Source organism: Aminobacter sp. LjRoot7 (genome assembly GCF_964252895.1).
Lineage (GTDB): Bacteria > Pseudomonadota > Alphaproteobacteria > Rhizobiales > Rhizobiaceae > Aminobacter > Aminobacter aminovorans_B.
Genome location: NZ_CAXUPX020000002.1, coordinates 115,075 through 135,375, shown reverse-complemented (window position 1 = coordinate 135,375; position 20,301 = coordinate 115,075). Strand labels below are relative to the sequence as shown.

At 62.6% G+C, this 20,301-nt stretch carries 16 protein-coding genes; 9 read left to right on the top strand and 7 right to left on the bottom strand.

Annotation, left to right across the window (positions count from 1 at the left end; all coding sequences use genetic code 11):
• Positions 1–129 carry a hypothetical protein gene (locus ACSQ3E_RS06345; protein ID WP_436122039.1) on the bottom strand — a complete coding sequence of 43 codons (129 nt, stop codon included), beginning with the start codon at positions 127–129 and terminating at the stop codon, positions 1–3.
• A 214-nt stretch (positions 130–343) separates the two neighbouring features.
• On the opposite strand from ACSQ3E_RS06345, the gene ACSQ3E_RS06340 reads away from it, so the two are divergent.
• Positions 344–946, top strand: coding sequence for a helix-turn-helix domain-containing protein (locus ACSQ3E_RS06340; RefSeq protein WP_436122038.1), 603 nt, complete (start codon positions 344–346; stop codon positions 944–946).
• Between the two features lie 4 nt (positions 947–950).
• Here the strand turns inward: ACSQ3E_RS06340 and ACSQ3E_RS06335 are convergent, their stop codons facing one another.
• Positions 951–2,417: an MFS transporter gene (locus ACSQ3E_RS06335; protein WP_436122037.1), complete on the bottom strand. Its 1,467-nt coding sequence runs from the start codon at positions 2,415–2,417 to the stop codon at positions 951–953.
• A 109-nt stretch (positions 2,418–2,526) separates the two neighbouring features.
• A complete protein-coding gene (locus ACSQ3E_RS06330) occupies positions 2,527–3,663 on the bottom strand; it encodes an NAD(P)-binding domain-containing protein (RefSeq protein WP_436122036.1) in 1,137 nt (378 codons plus the stop codon).
• 269 nt (positions 3,664–3,932) lie between these two features.
• Here ACSQ3E_RS06330 and ACSQ3E_RS06325 point away from each other — a divergent pair, with 269 nt between their 5' ends.
• On the top strand, positions 3,933–5,528 hold the full coding sequence (locus ACSQ3E_RS06325; RefSeq protein ID WP_436122035.1) for a methyl-accepting chemotaxis protein: 1,596 nt from the start codon (positions 3,933–3,935) through the stop codon (positions 5,526–5,528).
• A gap of 104 nt (positions 5,529–5,632) precedes the next feature.
• Here the strand turns inward: ACSQ3E_RS06325 and ACSQ3E_RS06320 are convergent, their stop codons facing one another.
• The 4 genes from ACSQ3E_RS06320 to ACSQ3E_RS06305 all read right to left on the bottom strand — a co-directional run bounded on the left by ACSQ3E_RS06320 (position 5,633) and on the right by ACSQ3E_RS06305 (position 10,318).
• Positions 5,633–6,667: a LacI family DNA-binding transcriptional regulator gene (locus ACSQ3E_RS06320; RefSeq protein WP_436122034.1), complete on the bottom strand. Its 1,035-nt coding sequence runs from the start codon at positions 6,665–6,667 to the stop codon at positions 5,633–5,635.
• 62 nt (positions 6,668–6,729) lie between these two features.
• Positions 6,730–7,722 carry an ABC transporter permease gene (locus ACSQ3E_RS06315; RefSeq protein ID WP_436122481.1) on the bottom strand — a complete coding sequence of 331 codons (993 nt, stop codon included), beginning with the start codon at positions 7,720–7,722 and terminating at the stop codon, positions 6,730–6,732.
• 13 nt (positions 7,723–7,735) lie between these two features.
• Positions 7,736–9,298 (bottom strand): sugar ABC transporter ATP-binding protein, encoded by a 1,563-nt coding sequence (locus tag ACSQ3E_RS06310; protein ID WP_436122033.1) that lies wholly within the window; start codon positions 9,296–9,298, stop codon positions 7,736–7,738.
• A 78-nt stretch (positions 9,299–9,376) separates the two neighbouring features.
• A complete protein-coding gene (locus ACSQ3E_RS06305; protein ID WP_436122032.1) occupies positions 9,377–10,318 on the bottom strand; it encodes a substrate-binding domain-containing protein in 942 nt (313 codons plus the stop codon).
• A gap of 1,031 nt (positions 10,319–11,349) precedes the next feature.
• On the opposite strand from ACSQ3E_RS06305, the gene ACSQ3E_RS06300 reads away from it, so the two are divergent.
• The 7 genes from ACSQ3E_RS06300 (at position 11,350) to ACSQ3E_RS06270 (ending at position 20,207) form a co-directional block, all read left to right on the top strand.
• Positions 11,350–12,447 (top strand): amidohydrolase family protein, encoded by a 1,098-nt coding sequence (locus ACSQ3E_RS06300; RefSeq protein WP_436122031.1) that lies wholly within the window; start codon positions 11,350–11,352, stop codon positions 12,445–12,447.
• A gap of 50 nt (positions 12,448–12,497) precedes the next feature.
• The gene (locus ACSQ3E_RS06295) at positions 12,498–13,490 is read left to right on the top strand and encodes a BMP family protein (RefSeq protein WP_436122030.1); all 993 of its coding nucleotides are present in this window, start codon (positions 12,498–12,500) and stop codon (positions 13,488–13,490) included.
• A 39-nt stretch (positions 13,491–13,529) separates the two neighbouring features.
• The gene (locus ACSQ3E_RS06290; RefSeq protein ID WP_436122029.1) at positions 13,530–14,510 is read left to right on the top strand and encodes a BMP family protein; all 981 of its coding nucleotides are present in this window, start codon (positions 13,530–13,532) and stop codon (positions 14,508–14,510) included.
• A gap of 154 nt (positions 14,511–14,664) precedes the next feature.
• Positions 14,665–15,678: an ABC transporter permease gene (locus tag ACSQ3E_RS06285; protein ID WP_436122028.1), complete on the top strand. Its 1,014-nt coding sequence runs from the start codon at positions 14,665–14,667 to the stop codon at positions 15,676–15,678.
• Between the two features lie 135 nt (positions 15,679–15,813).
• Positions 15,814–16,746 carry an ABC transporter permease gene (locus tag ACSQ3E_RS06280; RefSeq protein ID WP_436122027.1) on the top strand — a complete coding sequence of 311 codons (933 nt, stop codon included), beginning with the start codon at positions 15,814–15,816 and terminating at the stop codon, positions 16,744–16,746.
• Between the two features lie 5 nt (positions 16,747–16,751).
• Positions 16,752–18,284, top strand: a complete 1,533-nt coding sequence (locus ACSQ3E_RS06275; RefSeq protein WP_436122026.1) for an ABC transporter ATP-binding protein — start codon at positions 16,752–16,754, stop codon at positions 18,282–18,284.
• A gap of 138 nt (positions 18,285–18,422) precedes the next feature.
• Complete coding sequence (locus ACSQ3E_RS06270) at positions 18,423–20,207, top strand: adenine deaminase C-terminal domain-containing protein (RefSeq protein WP_436122025.1); 1,785 nt, start codon at positions 18,423–18,425, stop codon at positions 20,205–20,207.
• Positions 20,208–20,301: the final 94 nt, after the last annotated feature.

Below are 20,301 nucleotides of genomic sequence, written 5' to 3'. Positions count from 1 at the left end.
TCACTCCCTTACAGTTTTCGGATTGCCGGCGGTGCGCAGCACTGCGCCGGATGTGCGTGGAAAGACGTTGCCGCAGCGCATCTCGACTGGCGTCGATGCCGTGCCGTCCTGATGCCTGTCGCAACGCATGGTCCTGCCCTCCCGCAGTGGCCGTGGCAGCACGCCTGAGGCGTCCTGCAGCGCAGGAGCTACCCTGCGAAAATCAAAACTTTTGCTGTTCCCGCTTTTTTGTGATGCAATCGGTAAGATTTCTTTTCACATACGTCAAGTCGTTTGCGTAAACGCTAAATCCTTGCCATTTTCAGAAAATGAACCAGCTCATGCCGTCCAGACCGGAGACCATGTGACCCATCAACCGCGACTGAGCGAATGCTTGCGCGCCATGCGCCAGCGCCATGGGCTGAAGTTGCAGGAGGTCAGCGAGCGCACCGGGCTCGCGCTGTCGACGCTGTCCAAGGTCGAGAACGACCTGATGTCACTGACCTACGACAAGATCCTGCAGATCTGCGCCGGGCTGGATATCCCCGTCACCGAGCTGCTGAACTTCGAGCCAGCAAAGGGCGTGGAGCGGACGCGGCGCTCAGTCGTGTCAGGCACCAACACACTGCAACTGGCGACACGGAACTACGACTACAGCTATCTGTGCACCGACCTGGTCAACAAGCGCATGGTGCCGATCATCGCCAGGATCCAGGCCCGTTCGCTCGAGGAATTCGGCCCGCTGGTGCGCCACGTCGGCGAGGAATTCGCCTATGTGCTGGACGGCGAGATCGAGATCCATACCGACCACTACGCGCCGACGCGGCTCGCGGCCGGCGACGGCGTCTACATCGATTCGACAATGGGCCACGGTTACGTCTCGGTCGGCACTGGTGAAGCGACGATCCTGTGCATCTGCTCGGCGCCTGAATCCGGCCTGGAACAGGTGCTGATCGATCAGGCGTGAGCGCTCAGCCTCTCCTTCCTCCGGTCAGGCGCACGACGCGAAATGCCACCAGCACGCAGAGCGCGGGAGCGATTGCGAAGATCACCCCCAACCAGGCGGCGGCGTTGGCGGCACCGTCTGTCCCGCCCGGATCGGCGATGCCGGCGAAATTGGCAACCATGCCGGCGCAGGCGGTGCCGAAGGCCATGAAGAACAGTTGCACTGTCGTCATGCCGCCGGCGGCGAGATCCTGCTCGGTGGGCGGGGCATTCTGGAAGATGCGGGTGACGAGCCCCGGCCAGGTAACGCCGATGCCGAAGCCGACGAGCAGCAGGCCAAAGCCGATCGGCAGGAGCAGCGACCAGTCGCCGGCGCCGTTGATGGGCATGAACAGCGCAAACAACAGCAGGCCGGTGAGCACGAGAACAGGACCAAGGACGATGAGGCGATCGCCATGGGTCTGCCAGCGCGAGCTCAGGAATGACGCCAGGCTCCAGCCGATGGACATGATCGCCGCAAGATAGCCTGCCCAGAGCGGCGACTGGGCGTGCAGGTTCTGCAACAAGTAGGGCACGAAGATCTCGGGCTGTATCGCCAGCATCATCAGGCCGATGGTGAGATAGAGCGCGCCCAGCGGCGTCGAGACGTTGAAGGCTCTTCTGGGCAGCAGACGCGCTTCGGCACGCGCCTCGACGCCGGCGATCAGCACGATGATGGCGACGCCGGCGCCGAGCCCGGTCAGGTTCCACGCCATCCCGGATGACAGGCTGCCGGCGGAAACCGCAAGCACTGCTGCCGTGAGCAAGGCAAGCTGCAGATAGGGAACGGCGACGCGCTCGTTGGAGTCCCAGCTTTTCCCGGGCAAAGTCATGTAAGCGAGAACGGCGAAGGCAACCGAGAAGGGCAGCAGCGACGAGAACGCCAGGCGCCAGGCACCATACTCGGCAAAGATGCCGCCTATGGCAGGACCGACGAGCGTGGCGATGCCGAACATCGCCGACACGAGCCCGATGGCGCGGGCCCAGAGCTGTTCAGGCAGGACGATTCGCGTCAGGGCATAGGCGAGCGCGAACAGGAAGCCGCCTCCGAGACCCTGGATAGCACGGCCGACGAGCATGACCGGCATGCTGGGTGCGATCGCGCAGGTCAGCGCGCCCAGCGCGAAGATCGACGTGGCGAGTACATAGGCGCCGCGTGGCCCGCTGCCGTTGAGCAGCTTTGCCGTCAGCGCCGAGCCGAGGATCGAGGCGACCACGAACAGGGTCGTTGCCCAGGCATAGAAGTCGAGGCCGCCGATGTCGGCGACGACCGACGGCATGGCCGTCGTTGCAATGTATATGTTGATGGCGTGCAGCGTGACGCCGCCAGCAAGCGCGAATGTGTAGATACCATGCTTGCCGCTGAAGAGGTCGCCCCAGCCTGCGGGTTGCGGTGCGACGGCCGCCGCCGCGTTGCCGGCCACGGCAGCCGGCTGTTCAAGATCGAAGTCCATGTCGGCCTTTCCATTTTACGAGCCGACACGATCCATAAAACCTCAAGTACAATTGAGGTCAACAGAAGAAAACAAAACTGAACGCGGCATGTTGGCAGGCATGAGCCCGTCAGGCGAGCCCGAGATAGGTGGCGAGCTCGCGCGCGGCGGCCCCGCCGGCCCTGTTGGCGCCGATGGTCGAAGCCGAGGGACCGTAGCCGACGAGGTGGATGCGCGGGTCCCTTGAGACCTGTGTCGCCAGGCGGCCGGACATGGTGATGCCACCGCCCTCCTCGCGGATCTGCAGCGGCGCCAGGTGGTCGAGCGAGCTGCGAAAGCCGGTGTTCCACAAGATGACGTCGGCACGCTGCACGCTGCCGTCGGGCCAGCGCACGCCGTCCTCGGTGATTTCGCTGAACATCGGCAGGCGGTTCAGCACGCCGCGATCGCGCGCGGCCTTCAACGCCGGCGTCCACGGAATGCCGGTGACCGAGACGACCGAGCCCGGGACGAGGCCCTGCCTCACCCTGTCCTCGACGATCGCAACCGCAGCGCGGCCGTCGTCCGGCGTGAACGGGCGGTCGCGGAACTGCGGCTCGCGGCGCGTGACCCAGGTGGTAGACGTGACGCGTGAAATCTCGTCGAGCAGCTGCAGCGCCGAGATGCCGCCGCCAACGATGACGACATGCTGGCCGGCGAACTCCTCGGCATTGCGGTAGTCGCGGGTGTGGAGCTGCTGCCCCTTGAAGCGCTCGGCGCCAGGATAGGCCGGGATGACGGGCGTTTCCCAGGTGCCGGTGGCATTGACGATGCCGTGGGCCGAGAAGGTCTCGCGGTCGGTCTCGACGCGCAGCCGCTCGCCGCGGTCGCAGACGACCTTGACCGTCACCGGACGATAGACCGGCAGGTCGAACTCGCGCTCGTAGGCGGCGAAGTATTTCGGCACGGCGACCGACGCCTTGACCTCGGTCGCGCCCTCCTCGACGACGTCGGCGAACTGCATGCCTGGCAGGTCGTGAATGCGGTTGACGGTCGACAGCGTCAGCGACGGCCAGCGATACTGCCACGCGCCGCCGGCCTCCGGCGACTTGTCGAGGATGATGAAATTGCGCCCGGGCTGAAGGCCGAGCTTTCGCAGATTGTAGGCGGTGGACAGCCCCGCCTGGCCGGCACCGATGACGACGATGTCGGTCTTGTAGGCAGCACGAAGATCGCCCTTGGCGGGCGACGGTTCGGATGTGGGGCTTTCAGCTTCTTGGTCGGACATGGCCTGGCAGAGATAAGCAACAGCAGTCGACGGCGCAACGGGCCAGGCCGTCGGCGCACGGCGGCAGCGCAACGCTTCCAGCATATGGCGAGCAGGACAACAATGCGACAACCATCGCTGGCGCGTCATTATTTCGCATGTAATTTCAATGCGTTGACAGAAACCAATTGTGAACCATTTGGGGCCTAGCGAGCGGCACAGCATTCGCCGGCAGCGGTTCGCGCAAGCGCTGAACCGAGAACTGCCAGCCACTCCGAAGGAAAAGAAACATGTCCGATCACGCCGCAACAACGGACGCAGCAATTGCCCGTCGCCTCGCCTTCGTCCGCTTCGATGGTGAGGCGCGCGCCGCATTGAACGCAGTGCGGCCGGCGATCGAAGCAGCGCTGCCCAAGGTGATGGAGAGCTTCTACGGACATATCGCCGAATTCGAGGAGGCGCGTCGCTTTTTCGGCATCGGCACAGGCGGACGCGAGAAGATGCAGGTCGCCAGCGGGCGCCAGATGAAACACTGGTCGGCCATCGCCGCCGCCGATTTCGGCGACGACTATGCCCAGTCGGCGCAACGCATCGGCCGCATCCATGCCGACATCGGCCTCGAGCCGCGCTGGTATGTCGGCGGCTACACGCTGATCATCGACGAACTGGTGTCGGTCATCCTCGAGCAGTCATGGCCGAAGGCCCTCGGCATTCAGGCTCCGGGGCTGGCCAAGGCCAAGCAGGCAATGAGCGCCCTGCTCAAGGCCTCGCTGTTCGACATGGAGCTGGTGATTTCGACCTATCTCGAAGCAGCCGAGCAGCGACGGCTTGCGGCCGAGGCCGCGCGTGACGCCGCCGAGAAGGAGCAGCGCACCGCACTGGCTTCGCTGGCGCAGGCCATCGACCAACTGGCCAAGGGCCGTCTGAACCATCGGATCGACGGGCTCGATGCGCCAAACTACGAACAGATCCGGGACGACTTCAACCGCGCCATGGAACTGCTCGAAGAAGCGGTCGGGCGCATCCATGGCAATGCGGGCGCCATCCGCGACGGCTCGGCCCAGCTGGTGCAGGCGGCCGACGACCTGGCCCGCCGCACCGAGCACCAGGCGGCGAGCCTGGAGGAGACCGCCGCGGCGCTGGTCGAGATTTCCGAGGCGACGGCGCAGACGACGACAGGCGCCATGCGCGCCGACGGCGTGGCGCAGGATGCCAAGGCCAGCGCCCAGTCGAGCAGCCAGGCGATGCGCGACATGATCGTCGCCATGGGCGACATCGACAGCTCGGCCAGGCAGATCGGCCAGATCGTCTCGGTCATCGACGAGATCGCCTTCCAGACCAATCTCTTGGCGCTGAACGCAGGCGTCGAGGCGGCCCGCGCCGGCGACGCCGGCAAGGGTTTTGCGGTCGTCGCCGCCGAAGTGCGCAGCCTGGCGCTGCGCTCGGCGGACGCTGCGCGCGAGATCAAGACGCTGATCGCCTCGTCAGGCGACCGCGTGGCGGCAGGCGTGCGGCTTGTCGGCCAGACCGGCGAGGTGCTGGAAGTGCTGACCGGCAAGGTGACGGAGATCAGCGTGCTCGTTGCCGAGATCGCCAATTCAGCGAAGGAGCAGTCGGTTGGCCTGTCGGGCATCAACAACGCTGTCAACCAACTCGACCAGGTGACCCAGCAGAACGCCGCGATGGTCGAGGAATCGACCGCCGCCTCGCACGCGCTGGCGGAGGAAGCGACGGCACTTGCGACCAGCGTGGCGCATTTCGAGATCACCGCACGGGTGCCGGCCGCAGTCCACCCGGCGCGGCAACACCGGCCGCAGCCGTCGCTGCGCGTGGTCAAGCCGACGAAAGCCCCACCGACCTCGCAGGAAGGTTGGGCCGAGTTCTGAGCGGATCGTGAAGCCTGGCCAGGCCCCTGCCCGCGCAAGACGACCCGGCAGTGAGCAGCCTATGAGAGGCTGGAAGGCCAGCCGGGCTCGTGCCGCCCGGCTGGTCAGATCGCGCTGTCTCGCCGCGCCATAGATTCGCCCGGCTTCAGGAAACATTCGAACAGTTGCGGGTCGTTCACCGCGGATTGCGACACCAGGGCCGCCACGACAGCTTCGGCGATCTCCTTGACCGGCTGGGCGATGGTCGCCAGGCGCGGTGTCACCATGTCGGTAACGGGAATGCCGTCATAACCCAGGATCGAGATGTCCCTGGGGATCGAAAGGCCGAGATCGAAGATGGCGCGCATGGCGCCAATCGCCTGCTGGTCGGATGAGGCGAAGATCGCGGTGGGCCGCCTGTCCTCGGGAAACGAGAACAGTTTTCTGGCACCAGCCGCACCTGTGGGCATGTCGAAAGGCCCCGAGAAAACAAAGTCGGCCGGGTCGATGCCTAGTTCGGCATAAATCGGCGCCATGACCGACATGAAGCCTTCGAGACGGGCAGCAGCGGTGACTGCGTTTTGCGGCCCGGCAATGATTGCGATGCGCCGATGACCAAGCTCGAGCAGCCGTTCCGCGGCCAGGCGCGCGCCTGTAAAGTGATTGGCACCGATGCCGGCCTGGCCCTTGCCGATCCGGTCGACGAGCACGATCCGCGCGCCGCGCCGGGCACGGCTGACTTCGTGCGAGTCGGCCGGGATCAGCACGATGCCGTCGACGCGGCGGGTTTCCATCGAGTCGATGCATTCCTGCTCGGAGGCGGCATCGTCCAGTGACGTCATCAGATAGACGTGGCGATGATGCGCCCGTGCGGCTTCCTCGACCGCCTGCACCAGTTCGGCGAAGAACGGATTGACGAGGTTGGGCACCACGATGCCGAAGGTCTTGCTGCTTGAACTGCGCATGTTCTGCGCAAGCAAGTTGGGCTTGTAGCGCAGCTCCGCGATGATGGCCTTCACATTGGCGCGGACTTCCTCCGAGACGAGCGGGTGGTCGTTGAGGACGCGCGAGACGGTACCCACGCCGACATTGGCGCGTTTCGCAATATCCTTGATCGTCACCCGTTGCGGCCGCGCATCGGGATCTGTCTTGCTGGTCACCGGTCCAATTTCCTTACTGACGAGTCTGCGGCGGGTTTTCCCCGCCGAGTCTACTTTTTATGTCAGCTGGTTGTCGACCTTTCAGCCAACCGGGCGCGGTAGGCATCCATGATGACGGCAACGATGATGACGGCACCGGTGATGATCTGCCGCAGGAAGTCGTTGGCACCGATCAGGATGAGGCCGTTGGACAAAACGCCGATCACGGCCGCTCCCAGCAGCGTGCCGATCAGCGAGCCGCGCCCGCCGTTCAGCGTGGTGCCGCCGATGATGACAGCGGCGATGGCATTGAGCTCGTAGCCGATACCCATGATCGGACTGGCGATCGACAGACGCGCCATGTACATGATCGCGGCGAGGCCGACAGCCAAGCCGCAAATGCCGAAGGCCGCCGTCTTGTAGAGCAGCGTGTTGTGCCCGGCGAGGCGCACCGCCTCCTCATTGTTGCCGATGGCGTAGAGCATGCGGCCGAAGACTGTCTTGGCGAGCACGATCCAGCCTATCGCCACGATGACCAGGGCGACGATGAACAGCAGCGGTATGCCGCCGACATCGATGGTGCCGAAATTGTTGAAGCCGGGTGGGAAGTTGTAGATCGTGTTCGACTGCGTGAACTGCAGCGCTCCGCCACGCGCCATGTTCAGCATGCCAAGCGTGACGATGAAGGATGGCACGCTCCACCAGGCAGACACGAAGCCGTTGAAGATGCCGACCAGCGCGCCGACGCCGCAGGAGACGAGGATGGCCAGCGGGACCGCGACCTGAACCGGCAGCGACGGGTCGGTCATGACCGTGCCGCCAATCACCGCCGCCAACGCCATGACGGAGCCGACCGAAAGGTCGATGCCGCCGATCAGGATGACGAAGGTCATGCCAGTGGCGAGGATCACGTTGAGCGTGATCTGGACCATGATGTTGGTCAGGTTGTTGGGAAGCAGGAACGTACTGGTGGTGAGGCTGAAGAAGGCGATCAGCGCCAGCAACGCCAGGCCGATGCCGGCGTCGCGCAAGACGCGTGAGACGACAAGGCCGGCACGTTTCGACGGTGCGGGAATAGTTTGAACATTGTTATTGGACACGGGAGACCTGCTCCTTCAGATATTCGCTGTAGGCCATTTGCAGCACAGCCTCTTCGTTCATTTCTTCAGCGTTCAATTCGCCGGCCAAGGCGCCACGCGACATGACCAGGATGCGGTCGGCCAGCCCGAGCAGTTCGGGCACGTCCGACGACACGACGAGTATGGCCACCCCTTGCGCCGCGAGCCCGCGCAGCAGGCCGTAGATCTCGGCCTTGGCCCCGATATCGATGCCGCGCGTCGGCTCGTCGAGCAGCAGAACCCTCGGCTCCTTCAAAAGCCATTTGCCGAGCACGACCTTTTGCTGGTTGCCGCCGGACAGGCTGCGCACCGGCTGGTCGAGGCTGGCCATGCGTGTGTCCAAGGACCTCATCATTGCCTGCGCTGCCGCCCGTTCCTTGCCGTGCTGGAGGAACCCCGCTTTTGCACTGTCGAAGACGGAAGCCAGCGTCGTGTTGACCTGGATGGACATGGGAAGGACGAGGCCTTCCTCCTTGCGGTTCTCGGTCACCAGCGCGATGCCATTGGCGATCGCCTGCCGGGGCGAGCCGATCCGGACGACCCTGCCGTCACGCAGGATGGTGCCCCGGTCGGGCTTGTCCGCGCCGAACATGGCGCGCAGGATCTCGCTGCGTCCGGAGCCGACAAGACCGGCCACGCCGACAATCTCGCCGGGGTAGACCTCGAAATTGAGCGCCGGCCTCTTGCGATTGGCCTGCGACTGGAAATCGGCAACCTTCAGTGCCGGCGGCACGTCACGCCGGCCGATGCCCATGCCCTTCCTCTGGACAACATCGCGGCCAACCATCTGCTTGACCAGACCATTGGGCGTGATGTCAGACGTCTTCTGCGTTGCCACGAAACGGCCGTTGCGAAGCACCGAGACGGTGTCGCAATGCTCAAAAATCTCTTCCAGATGGTGCGATATGAACACGATGCTCACACCATCGGCGCGCAGGCGGTGGACGATCTCGAACAGACGACCCGACTCGCGCGGCGTCAGCGTCGCCGTGGGTTCGTCGAGGACAAGAACACGCGCCTTGTCGGACAGGGCGCGCGCGATCTCGATCAGTTGCTGCTGCGCTACGCCCAGCCGTTCCACCGGCAACGTCGGGTCGACGTCCTGCAGTCCGACGAGTGCCAGAAGCTCGCGGGTATGGGACAGCAGTCTGGAACGGTCGACGAAGATGCCGAGGCGGCGCGGCAGACGTTCGAACAGAACGTTTTCGGCAACGGACAGATAGGGCAGCAGGTTGAATTCCTGGTGGACGACGCGCACACCCGCCTGGATGGCAGCCTGCGGCGAAGCCGGAGCGTAAGCATGGCCGGCAAGCGACATCGTGCCCATGTCGGGCTTGACGATGCCGCCGAGGATCTTGATCAGCGTCGACTTGCCCGCGCCGTTTTCGCCGGCGAGCGCATGGATTTCGCCGGCCTTGAAGTCGAGCGAGATATCGTCCACGGCGACGACGCCGGGGTATCGCTTGCCGATATGGCGGACAGATAGAACGGATGCGGCAACGCCAACGGCGTCGTGGCCGGGATCAGCGGACATGCCAGAGCTTCCTGAATGATGGGAAGCGCAGCGCAGGAGGCCCGAGTGACCCGCCGCGCCACACCCCGGGAGGACCTGCTACTTCACATTGTCCTTGGTCACGAGCGCGATGTCGGTCTTCACCCAACCCTCGAGTTTTGCGCCCGACTTGAAGGACTCGATGCCGCGGTTGATGGCGTCCGACGCCATGTCGCGGCCGAACTGGTCGATGGTGGCAAGAAGCTTGCCCTCCTTCACCAGCGGTCGCACGGCCGGGATGTTGTCGAAGCCGACGACCTGGATCTTGCCAGTAAGACCGGCGGCCTCGATCGCCTTGACGACACCAAGCGCCATCGAGTCGTTGGCGGCCATCACGCCCTGAAGGTCAGGGTGCGCCGTCAGCATGGTGGTGAAGACGGTGTTGGCTTCCTCGGTTTCCCAATGCGCGGTGCGCGAGTCGAGCAGCTCCAGCCCATACTCCTTGATCGACGCCTCGAAGCCTTGCTTGCGCTGCTTGGCGTTGTCGGCGCCGGGATTGCCTTCGAGGATGACAACCTTGCCGCCCTTGCCGAGCAGCTTGCCGAGCACATCGCCGACCATCTTGGCGCCGTCGGCATTGTCGGGACCGACAAAGGCCAGGTCCAGGCCGGCCGCCTTCTTGGCCCCGTCGTCGAGCGGGACGTCGAAGTTGATGACGGTGGCGCCGGCCTTGATGGCACGCGACACCGGACCGACCATGGCCTTGCTATCGGCGGGGGCGAGTACGATGACGTCCTTTTGCTCGGTCACGCAGGTGTCGACCGCGTTCACCTGCGCGTCGAAGTCGGTTTCCGACTGCATGCCGACCATTTTCAGGTCGAAGTCGCCGCGCTTGGCAGCGTATTCCTTCGCACCTTCGCTCATGTCCTTGAAGAACTCGTTGGACAGCGATTTCATCACCAGACAGACCTGAGGCTTCGCCTTGTCGGCATGGGCCGGCCCTGAAATCAGGGCAGCAGAACTCAGCATGGCCGCAGTGGCGGCCACCACAATCTTTCGCATGTTGTCATTCCTCCACGATCCGTTTCGGCGTTTAGTGGAAACGGTTCCACAACCATATCCAAGCTTTTTTCAGCTGTCTACAGGCGTAATTCGTGATGGAGGGCATGGGCCGGAGGCAGGTGATAGGCGCCCCGAAACCGGCGCGTGAGCCGGGTATCTTCGGGCAGCCGGGGGCAACGCAGACTGGTCGGCGAACAGGCGGCTTGAAGAGTTGGCTGCGGCCAGATCGCGCCTGAGCCAGACGTCCGTTAGCGCAATAGCCGCCCCGTTAGACGGACCGACGACGGCGAGGTCTGAAACAGGGGCCATCGCGTCAGCACGGGCGCGATGGCCCACTCATCACGGCGACAAGCCACCTGGCTCGAACCGCTTCGGCTACATTTAGAACCACGTTCCTGGCTGCATTCGGCACCACCCTTAACAGGCAAATTTCTTGTGCCGCACCGGACGGATGCTCACTGAGTTCACGACAGCGCCAACTGCGCACGATGTCGAATGCGAAATCGTTCGTGCGCTCGTCCATGACATCGAGCCGGAGGCTTTCCGACATGGGTCACGGTGACGACTGCAACGGGCCGTGAGCGGACCGTCCGGTTCTGGCACGAAAAACACGATCAGACATTCCGCTTCCGCCCGGTACCAAGCGTCAACACAGCCCCGACCTCCTGAATGCTGAGCGATATCTGTTGAACTGGAGCATTTTTCCTTTTGCCAAAGACAGAGAATGCTCACGACGCATTATTGTCTTTTGCTCATCAAAAGATTGAAATAATAAATTTGTCTAAATTAATCGCCCGTGCTCTCTTTCCGTCATAACAAGAATGCGGGAACAAGCTGTGCGCGATATTCCAACTGCATCCATAGCAGACCTCGTCTCTGGACAGCCCTTTGCACTCACCGGGGGAGCTGTCATTCAAACAGACGGCTCGCAAGCGGTCTGCGACATCATAGTCGGGGCGGATGGACGCTTTGTCGCAATCGGGCCGTCCCTGGACACCAGGTCCTGCAGCGCCTGCGTCGACATTACAGACATGCTGGTTTCGCCAGGTTTCGTCGATGTGCACCAGCACCTCGACAAGACTGGAGTGCTGCGCTTTACCCCCAATCCTTCCGGCACGCTCCAAGGCGCACGCGAGGCATTCGCCAAATATGCCCGAACCGCCGGTCCCGACGACATCCACAAGCGGGCGATGCGCACCATCAGGCGGTGTCTTTCCCGCGGCACGACCGCCATTCGCAGCCACGTCAACGTCGACAAGGATGCTGGCTTCCATGGCATTGAGACGCTGGCAGGCGTGCGCGACGGGGCACGAGATGACATCACTCTGCAGCTAGTGGCCTTCATGACACCGCATCCCGGCCAGGACTTCGACTGGCTGACCGAGAATATCGATGGCGCCGTGGCGCTCGCCGATGCAGTGGGTGGCACGCCTGCTGTCTCGGAAGACCCACCACGCTACCTCGACATGTTGTTTTCCGCCGCCGTCAAGGCGGGAAAACCGGTCGATCTGCATCTCGATGAACATCTCAAGGCCGATGTGCATCTGCTTGATGCAGCTCTCGAACGGGTCGAGCGCTTCGGCATGCAGGGCCGCACCGTATTCAGTCACGTCTCGGTGCTGAGTGCCCTGCCCCGCAAGGAATTCCAGCATATCGCCGAACGTCTTCTGGCGCTTGATGTCGGCGTCGTCACATTGCCAGCGGCGAACCTTTACCTGCAGGGCCGCGACGCCGAGATGTTGCCGCCGCGCGGCCTGACTCGCGTCGCTGAGCTCTACCGCGCTGGCGTCACGATTGCCGCGGCGTCGGACAACATCCAGGACCCGTTTGTGCCAACGGGCTCGGGCGACATGCTGGAAATCGCGCGTTGGACATTGCTCGCCGGCCATCTTCGGGGGGATGAGCTTGCTGCCGCCCACCGCATGATCACGACGTCGCCGGCCCGCCTGATGAGTCTCGGCAAGGAGCACGGCCTCAAGGCCGGCGCCCGCGCCGACTTCGTCATCACCGACTGCACCGACACCGACACGCTGGTTGCCGGCGGACCGGACCGGGCCTTCGTCTTCTCGAAGGGTCGTCTCGTCTCACAGAGCACAACCGACACCGTTCGCTTGAAGGAGAACGCATAAGCCGAGAGCAACTCCGGGGGGATTGGACTTCAATCTAATGGGAGAATGGGATGAAGAGCACTGCATTTTCACGTCGTTCGCTGCTTGCCTCCACTCTCGGGTCGGCCCTTGCAGGCATGATCTGGCTAGACCATGCCCATGCCGAAGATTTCAAGATGGGCCTCCTGGTACCCGGCAGCGTCGCGGAGGAAGGCTGGAACCGGATCGCCTATGACGCGCTGAAGCGAGTGGAAAAGGAGCTCGGCGCCAAGATCAGCTATGTCGAGCTGGCCGAGAACCCAGCCGCCTTCGAAAAGGCGTTCCGCGACTATGCCAGCCAGGGCTATCAGGTCGTTCTGGGCCATGGCTTCCAGTTCCAGGACGCCGCCCTCACGACGGCTGAGGATTTCCCCGACACCGTTTTCCTCATCTCGTCGAGCAGCGTACATGAAGGGAAAGTCATCGGCCTCAATACCGATGCCAGCCAGCCCTTCTACTTGATGGGCGTGATCGCTGCAAAGATGGGCAAGGGCGCGGGCCTTATCGGTGGCATGGAAATTCCGCCCATCGCGCATGCCTTCGAGGGCTTTCGGAAAGGTGCCGAGAGCGTGAACCCAGACTACCCCGTGTCCACGGTCTTCATCAACAGCTTCACCGATGCGAGCGCCGCCAAGGAAGCCGCCGTGAGCATGATGGCCCAGGGCGCCGATTTCGTCGTTCCCAATGCAAATGCAGCGGGACTGGGCGTCATCCACGCCGCGCAGGAATCAGGCACGCAGTCGGGCACCTTCAGCGTCTATAGCGACTACACCGACGTCGCCCCCAAGAATATCCTCGGCACGTTCATAGCCGATTACGGTCAAGGCATCGTACGCATCGTCTCGGGCATTCGGGACGGCGCCGTGCCGCAAAGCAATGTCGATTTCGGCCTGAAGGATAAGGACGTCATCAAGTTCACCTTCAACGACGAAGCCGCCAGATCGATACCGCAAGACCTGCGCACTCACCTTGAAGAGGTGAGTGCGAAGATCATTGCGGGTGAGATCCAGACACGCGCGAAATAAGCGCGGTCCCTGGGAACTTATCAAATGGGAGGAAGAGCAATGAGACTTTCACGCAGAACGTTCGTGGAAGGAGTGGCGGCGCTGACCATCGCCGTGTCCATTCCGGCGATGGCACAGGCCGAAGACTTCAAGATGGGCCTTCTCGTGCCCGGCAGCGTTTCGGAAGAGGGATGGAACCGGATCGGCTTCAATGCGCTGAAGGGCGTCGAAGAACAGCTCGGTGCCAAGATCAGCTATGTCGAGTTGCAACAGAATCCGGCCTCGTTCGAAAAGGCGTTCCGCGACTATGCCAGCCAGGGCTACAAGGTCATCCTCGGCCATGGCTTCGAATTCCAGGACGCCGCACTGGAAGTCGCGCTCGATTATCCCGACACCTATTTCCTGATCTCGTCGAGCAGCATTCACGAAGGCAATGTCATCGGCCTCAACACCGATACGAGCCAGCCCTTCTACCTCATGGGCGTCATCGCAGCTAAGATGGGCAAAAAGGCCGGCCTCGTCGGCGGCATGGAAATCCCGCCGATCCAGCAGGCCTTTGTCGGCTTCAAGAACGGCGCCAAGAGCGTCAATCCGGAATTCCCTATCAGCGAGGCCTATATCGGCAACTTTACCGATACGACCGCTGCCAAGGAAGCAGCCTTGAGCATGATTTCACAGGGTGCGGATTTCGTCGTGCCGAATGCTTCGGGTGCGACCGTCGGCGGCTATCAGGCGATCTCGGAATCCGGGCCGGCTGTGCGCTCTTTTTCGATCTTCAGCGACTTTACCCAGGTCGCACCCAACAACATTCTCGGCCTCTACGTTGCCGATTACGCCCAGGGCGTGGTGGAAGTCGTGCGCTCGATAAAAGACGGCAGCCCGCCTAAGGAAAACATCATCTTTGGCCTGAAGGATCCGAAAGTCATCTCATTCACCTTCCGCGATGACGGCCCGGTCTCCGTGCCCGAAGATATCCGCGCCCAGGTGATGGCGATCAGCGCCAAAATCGCTGCCGGTGAGATCAAGACCGACGCCCAGTGACTGGCGAGCGCTGCGGCCGGCCCTTCGGCCGCAGCGCCTTGCTACGCCTCATACCAACATTCGGACCGGACCCATGGAACAGGTAAACCAGGGAGTGCGTGAGAACGTGTATCCTCAAGCAGCCCAAGCTTTCGGCCGAACGCTCAGGCAAGCCGTGATAAACGCCGTGACGCCGGCCGCAGCTGTCCTTGTCGCGCTTGCCTGCGGCGCGGCCCTTTTGTGGCTGAACGGCTTCAATGGGAGCGACGTGGTCACGGTGATGATCTTTGGCTCCTTTCAGGACATGCGCTCGGTTGGCGAAATCCTGCTGAAGGCGACGCCGCTGATCCTTATCGGCGCCGGCCTCTGCGTCGCCTTCCGCTGTTCGATCTGGAACATCGGCGCCGAGGGCCAGCTCTATGCTGGCGCGATTGCCGCCACGTTGGTCGGCACCAGTTTTGACGGGCTTTCCGTCTGGGTGCATGCGCCGCTTGTCATGCTGGCCGGCGCCTTGGCGGGTGCCGCTTGGGCAGGCGTTGCCGGCTATCTCAAAGTACGCTTCCAGGCGAGCGAGATCGTCACAACGATCATGCTCAACTACATCGCGCTGATCCTGACGAGCTATCTCGTCACCGGCCCTATGCGCGATGCAAGTGCTGCCTATCCTCAATCTGCCCGACTTATCCGCGAAGCCTGGACGCCACGCATCGTCTCCGACATGCGCCTCCATATCGGTATCATCGTCGCCGTCGTTTTGGCAGTCGCGCTCTACATCTTCTTGCAGCGCAGCAGCCGCGGCTTTGCACTCCGCGTCGTTGGTCTCAATCCATACGCAGCCCGCTATGCCGGTATGCAGGTCGCCCGCAACGTGATGATCGCAATGTGCATTTCCGGTGCAATGGCGGGGCTGGCCGGCGCCTTCGAAGTGGCGGGTGTCACGCACCGCCTCTACCAGAACATTTCGCCGGGCTACGGTTTCGAAGGCATCGCGGTCGCGCTGCTTGCCGGCAACAACCCCCTGGCGGCGATCGTTTCGGGCGGGCTCTTCGCGACCCTTCGCTCCGGCTCGGAGGTGCTGCAAATCACCTCGCAGGTGCCGCAGGTCCTCGTTCTGATCATACAGGGTATCGTCATTCTCTCGGTCGTCGCCTTCACCAGGCTGCGCGACATCCGCAGGATCGTGGCTTGAAGAATGGAAACTCCCGCAAGGCGACTGAGCCCTGAGGGAAAACAAAACTTTGGAGCATTTGCGCAATTCCCGGGCAGGACCACTTCGCGCACCTTGTCGGAATTGCTCTAGGCGACCTTCCTGAGGGGTATCTCCATGGACGACATGATGTTTCTCACCTTTCTCGCGACGCTTGCCGGCGCCGCCTGGAGGCTTGCGACGCCCCTGATCTTCGCCTCGATCGGCGAAATATTTTCCGAGCGAGCGGGCGTGCTCAATATCGGGCTGGAAGGCACCATGCTCGTCGGTGCCTTCTGCGGCTTCGCTGCAGCCTTCGCCACCGGCAGTATCCCGCTTGGCTTACTGGCCGGCATCGCGGGCGGCATGCTGTTCGGGGTGATCTTTGCCTTCTTTACGATCACCATCAAGGCGGACCAAATCGTTGTGGGTGCGGCGCTGAACCTGCTCGGCATGGGCCTCACAGCCTTCCTGTTCCGTACCTATTACGTCTCGACCGGCAAGGGCATCGAGATCGCGCAGCCCGTGCATATCCCCTTCCTGAGCGATATCCCCTTTCTTGGCGAAGCTTTCTTCCGGCAGAACCTCATCGTCTATTCGACGATCCTCGTCGCGATCCTGGCCAGCCTTGTGCTCTTCCGCACGTCCTTCGGCCTGACGCTGCGCGCCGTCGGCGAACACCCGAAAGCCGTCGACGTCGCCGGTCGCAATGTTGCGAGCTACCGCTATGCCGCGGTGCTGGTCGGCACTGGGCTCGCTGGCCTCGGCGGGGCCTTCCTGACGCTCGGGCATTCCAATCAGTTCGTCGAGGGCATCACCTCCGGCCGCGGCTTCATCGCGCTCGCCGTGGTCGTCTTTGCACGCTGGTCGCCGATGGGAGCGTTCTTCGTCTCGCTGCTCTTCGGCCTGTTCTACGCGCTGCAGCTGATGCTCCAGGCGCAGGCATCCATCGTTGTGCCCTATCAGCTGCTGCAGGCGCTTCCCTACATCATGACGATCGTCACGCTCGTCGTGGTCCGTGGCAAAGGCGCTGCGCCCAGCAAACTCGGCCAGCCCTACGAGATGAGGTGACGGATATGTCTCAGAAACCCTTCCTGCGCGTCGAGAACATCCGCAAGCGCTTCGGTCCGATCGTTGCCAGCGATGGCGTGTCACTGGAAATCGAGGAGGGCGAGATCCACTCGCTGCTTGGCGAGAACGGTGCGGGCAAGAGTGTTCTGATGAGCATGATCTGCGGGATGGTTCGGCCCGACGAAGGCGAGATCGTCTTCAAGGGCCAGTCAGTTCGCTTTGACAGCCCGCGCGAGGCGATCCGCCAGCGCATCGGAATGGTGCACCAGCATTTCATGCTCGTGCCGAACCTGACGGTGGCGGAAAACTACATTCTCGGCCAGGGATCTCCGTTGCGTGTCATTAACGACATGGACGAGGTCCACGCAAAAATCCGCGAGCTTTCGGATCGCTATGCCCTCGACGTGCGTCCGGACGCGATCATCGAAGACCTTTCGGTCGGCGAGCAGCAGAGAGTGGAAATCCTGAAAGTCCTGTTCCACGGCATCGACCTGCTCATCCTCGACGAGCCGACAGCCGTGCTCACCCCACAGGAGACCGACCGCCTGCTTTCGTTGATGGGAGACCTCGCCAAGGACGGCAAGACGGTTGTCTTCATCTCTCACAAGCTCGACGAGGTGATGCGCGTCAGCAATCGCATCAGCGTCATGCGCGATGGGCGTGTCGTGCACACGGTCAATGTCGGCGAGACGAATGCGCGCGAGCTTGCCCGCATGATGGTCGGCCGCGACGTGCGCATGGAGCTGCCGCGCAGCCCCGAACCGCCCGGCCACATTGTGCTGTCGGTCGACAACCTCACCTGCCGCGCCGAGACCGGCCTTCCCGCCGTGCGCGGCGTAAGCCTGAACGTGCGCTCCGGCGAGATCGTCGGCATTGCCGGCGTGTCCGGCAACGGTCAGACGGAACTGTCGTTAGCGCTTTCCGGTCTGTTGCCGGTCGACAGCGGCCGCGTGATGCTGAACGGCAAGGACATTACCGGCCTCGACCCGGCCCGCATCAATGCCAGCAGCTTCTCTCACATCCCGGAGGACAGGCACAAACACGGCATCGTGGCCTCGATGTCGCTCAGCGAAAACACAATCCTCCAGCGCTACGATCAGAAGCCTTTCGCCAGCCATGGTATGTTGAACCGTGGGGTCATCGGCGAACACACTCGCGATCTCATCAAGCGGTTTCGCATAAAAAGCCGCGACGAGGATCAGCCGATCGGCGCTCTCTCCGGCGGCAACCAGCAGAAGCTGGTGGTCGCGCGCGAACTTGCCCGCAACCCGGAATTCATCCTCGTCAACCAGCTCGCCCGAGGCATCGATATCGGCGCCATGGAATTCGTGATGGAAGAGATGCTGAAACAGCGCGACAACGGCCGCGCCATTCTGCTCATCTCCACCGAACTCGAAGAACTCTTCGCGATCTGCGACCGCATCCTGGTGATGTTCCACGGCGAAATCCTAGGTGAACTGCCGCCTGACCGCACTCGCCTCGACGAACTTGGTCTGCTGATGGCCGGCCAGACGGACCAGCCTGCGCTGGCAAGCTAGGCCGCGCTGGAATCCAGCAAAACCAAGACCAAAGTTTCCGCAGGCTTGGATGCGGAAACCTCAGCCTTTGGCGCGAGCCGCGCCTCCCTCTCCCCATCACGTGTGGTGCTTTCAATCCATCATGAAAGGAATCGAGCAATGGCTACAGTGACAAGAGTGCTTCATCTCGCCCTCGGCGCCGCTGTCGGGCTGGCGATGGCGGGTCACCCAGTCGTGGCGGCTGACTTCGACAGCGAACTGGCGCAGGCAAAGGCACTGCGTGGGATCATCGAGGGCACGGAAAAAGCCGACCTCCTGCTCAAGAACGTCAAGATCGTCGATGTCTATCGCGACGGCGTTTTCCCGAGCACGCTGCTTATCAGCAATGGCCGGATTGTCGCGGTCGATCCGGAGAAGACAACGGCCAAGGAAGAGTTCGACGGTCAGGGATTATATGCAGTACCTGGCCTGATCGACGGGCACTTCCACTTCGAATCCCAGCTTGTCACGCCTACCGCGCTGGCCGAGGCCATGGTTCCGCGTGGCGTCACCACCGTCTTCGCCGAATGCCTTGACCTTGTCAGCGCGGCTGGCGACGACGGGCTGAAAGCCGCCGAAATCCTCTTCGCCAAGCATGACGAACTGCCCTACCGCATTTATCCCTTCGCGCCAGGCAAGAAGGTGCGCGGCGATTTCACAAAGGCGATGCTTGATTGGGACTTCATTCTCGGCCTCGGCGAACTGAACCCATCCAATCTGTTCAGGGACGACGACGAGGACCTCAAGAAGATCGCCTATGCCCGCGCCAAGGGCAAGCTGATCTCCGGCCATGTCGGCGATGTAGGTGCTGACAAGGAAAACCTCTTCCCGGCACTCGGCACCATGGACGACCACGACAGCTGGAGCGCAAGCGATATCGCCAACAACCTCAAGATCGGTCTGCCCTCTTTCCTGCTCTACGGTCTGCACGGCGTGGACAACATCATTCCGGGAATGGTGAGCGGCCACATCCCGACGCAAAACGTCATGATGTCGACCGACAACCTGTCGGTGGAGCACATGACGGAGGTCGGCAGTCTCGACGCCGCTGTGCGGGAAACGATCGCTTATGGGATGGACCCTATCCAGGCGATCAAGATGAGCAGCTACAACACAGCTCGGCATTTCAAGCTGGAGGACAAGCTCGGCTCACTCGCGCCTGGCCGCTTCGCCGACATCGTGCTTGTCGACGATCTGCGCAACTTCACGCCAAAATACGTCTTCAAGGGCGGCCAGTTGGTCGCGCAGGACGGCAAGCTGCTTGTGAACGCGGATATCGACTATTCCGCCTTGGTAACGCCACCAAAGAAGGGCCTCGAAGGTTTCAACGCTCGCGATTTCGAGGCGACGCCCATCGAGATGGCGACCGACGGCAAGAGTGCCAAGGTGACGGTCTTCAATTTCTTCGGCTTCGGCCCGGAAGGGTTTTCCCGCGAGGTCTCGCTTCCAATCGAAAACGGCGCGATCGTGCCTGAACTGAATGGCGAGAAGTTGCTACGCTTCGCCATCATCGAGCGCTTTCCCATGGAAGGCGCCAAGCGCAAGGTTACGACTGGCTTCATCAGGCAGTTCCCGTTGAACGCCGGCGCAGTCGCCATCGGTTTCTCCGCACCCCGGCCGAACATTATCACCATGGGTGCTGACCCGGCCGACATGCTTGCGGCCATCAAGGAGGTGGACAACAGTCTTGGCGGATATGTCGTTGCCGAGGGGGGAGCGGTCAAGACGAGCCTGCCTATGAATATCTACGGCATGATGACCAGCTATTCCGTCGGTGAATTGATCAAGCGCTCGAAGGAGCTAGACCACGCGCTCGAGGTGCTCGGCCATGCAAAATCGGGCGCTGCCGTGAGCACGCTGCTGGAGGTGTTCTATCTCGCCGACCGCCACGGTTATCTGGATTGAACTCAAACCGGTCGGGCCGGGTGTGGTATCAGACTGTATCCGGTCCCACGAAGCAGTGTTGCCAATGGCAGGCGAGACCGAACAACCGGTGCTG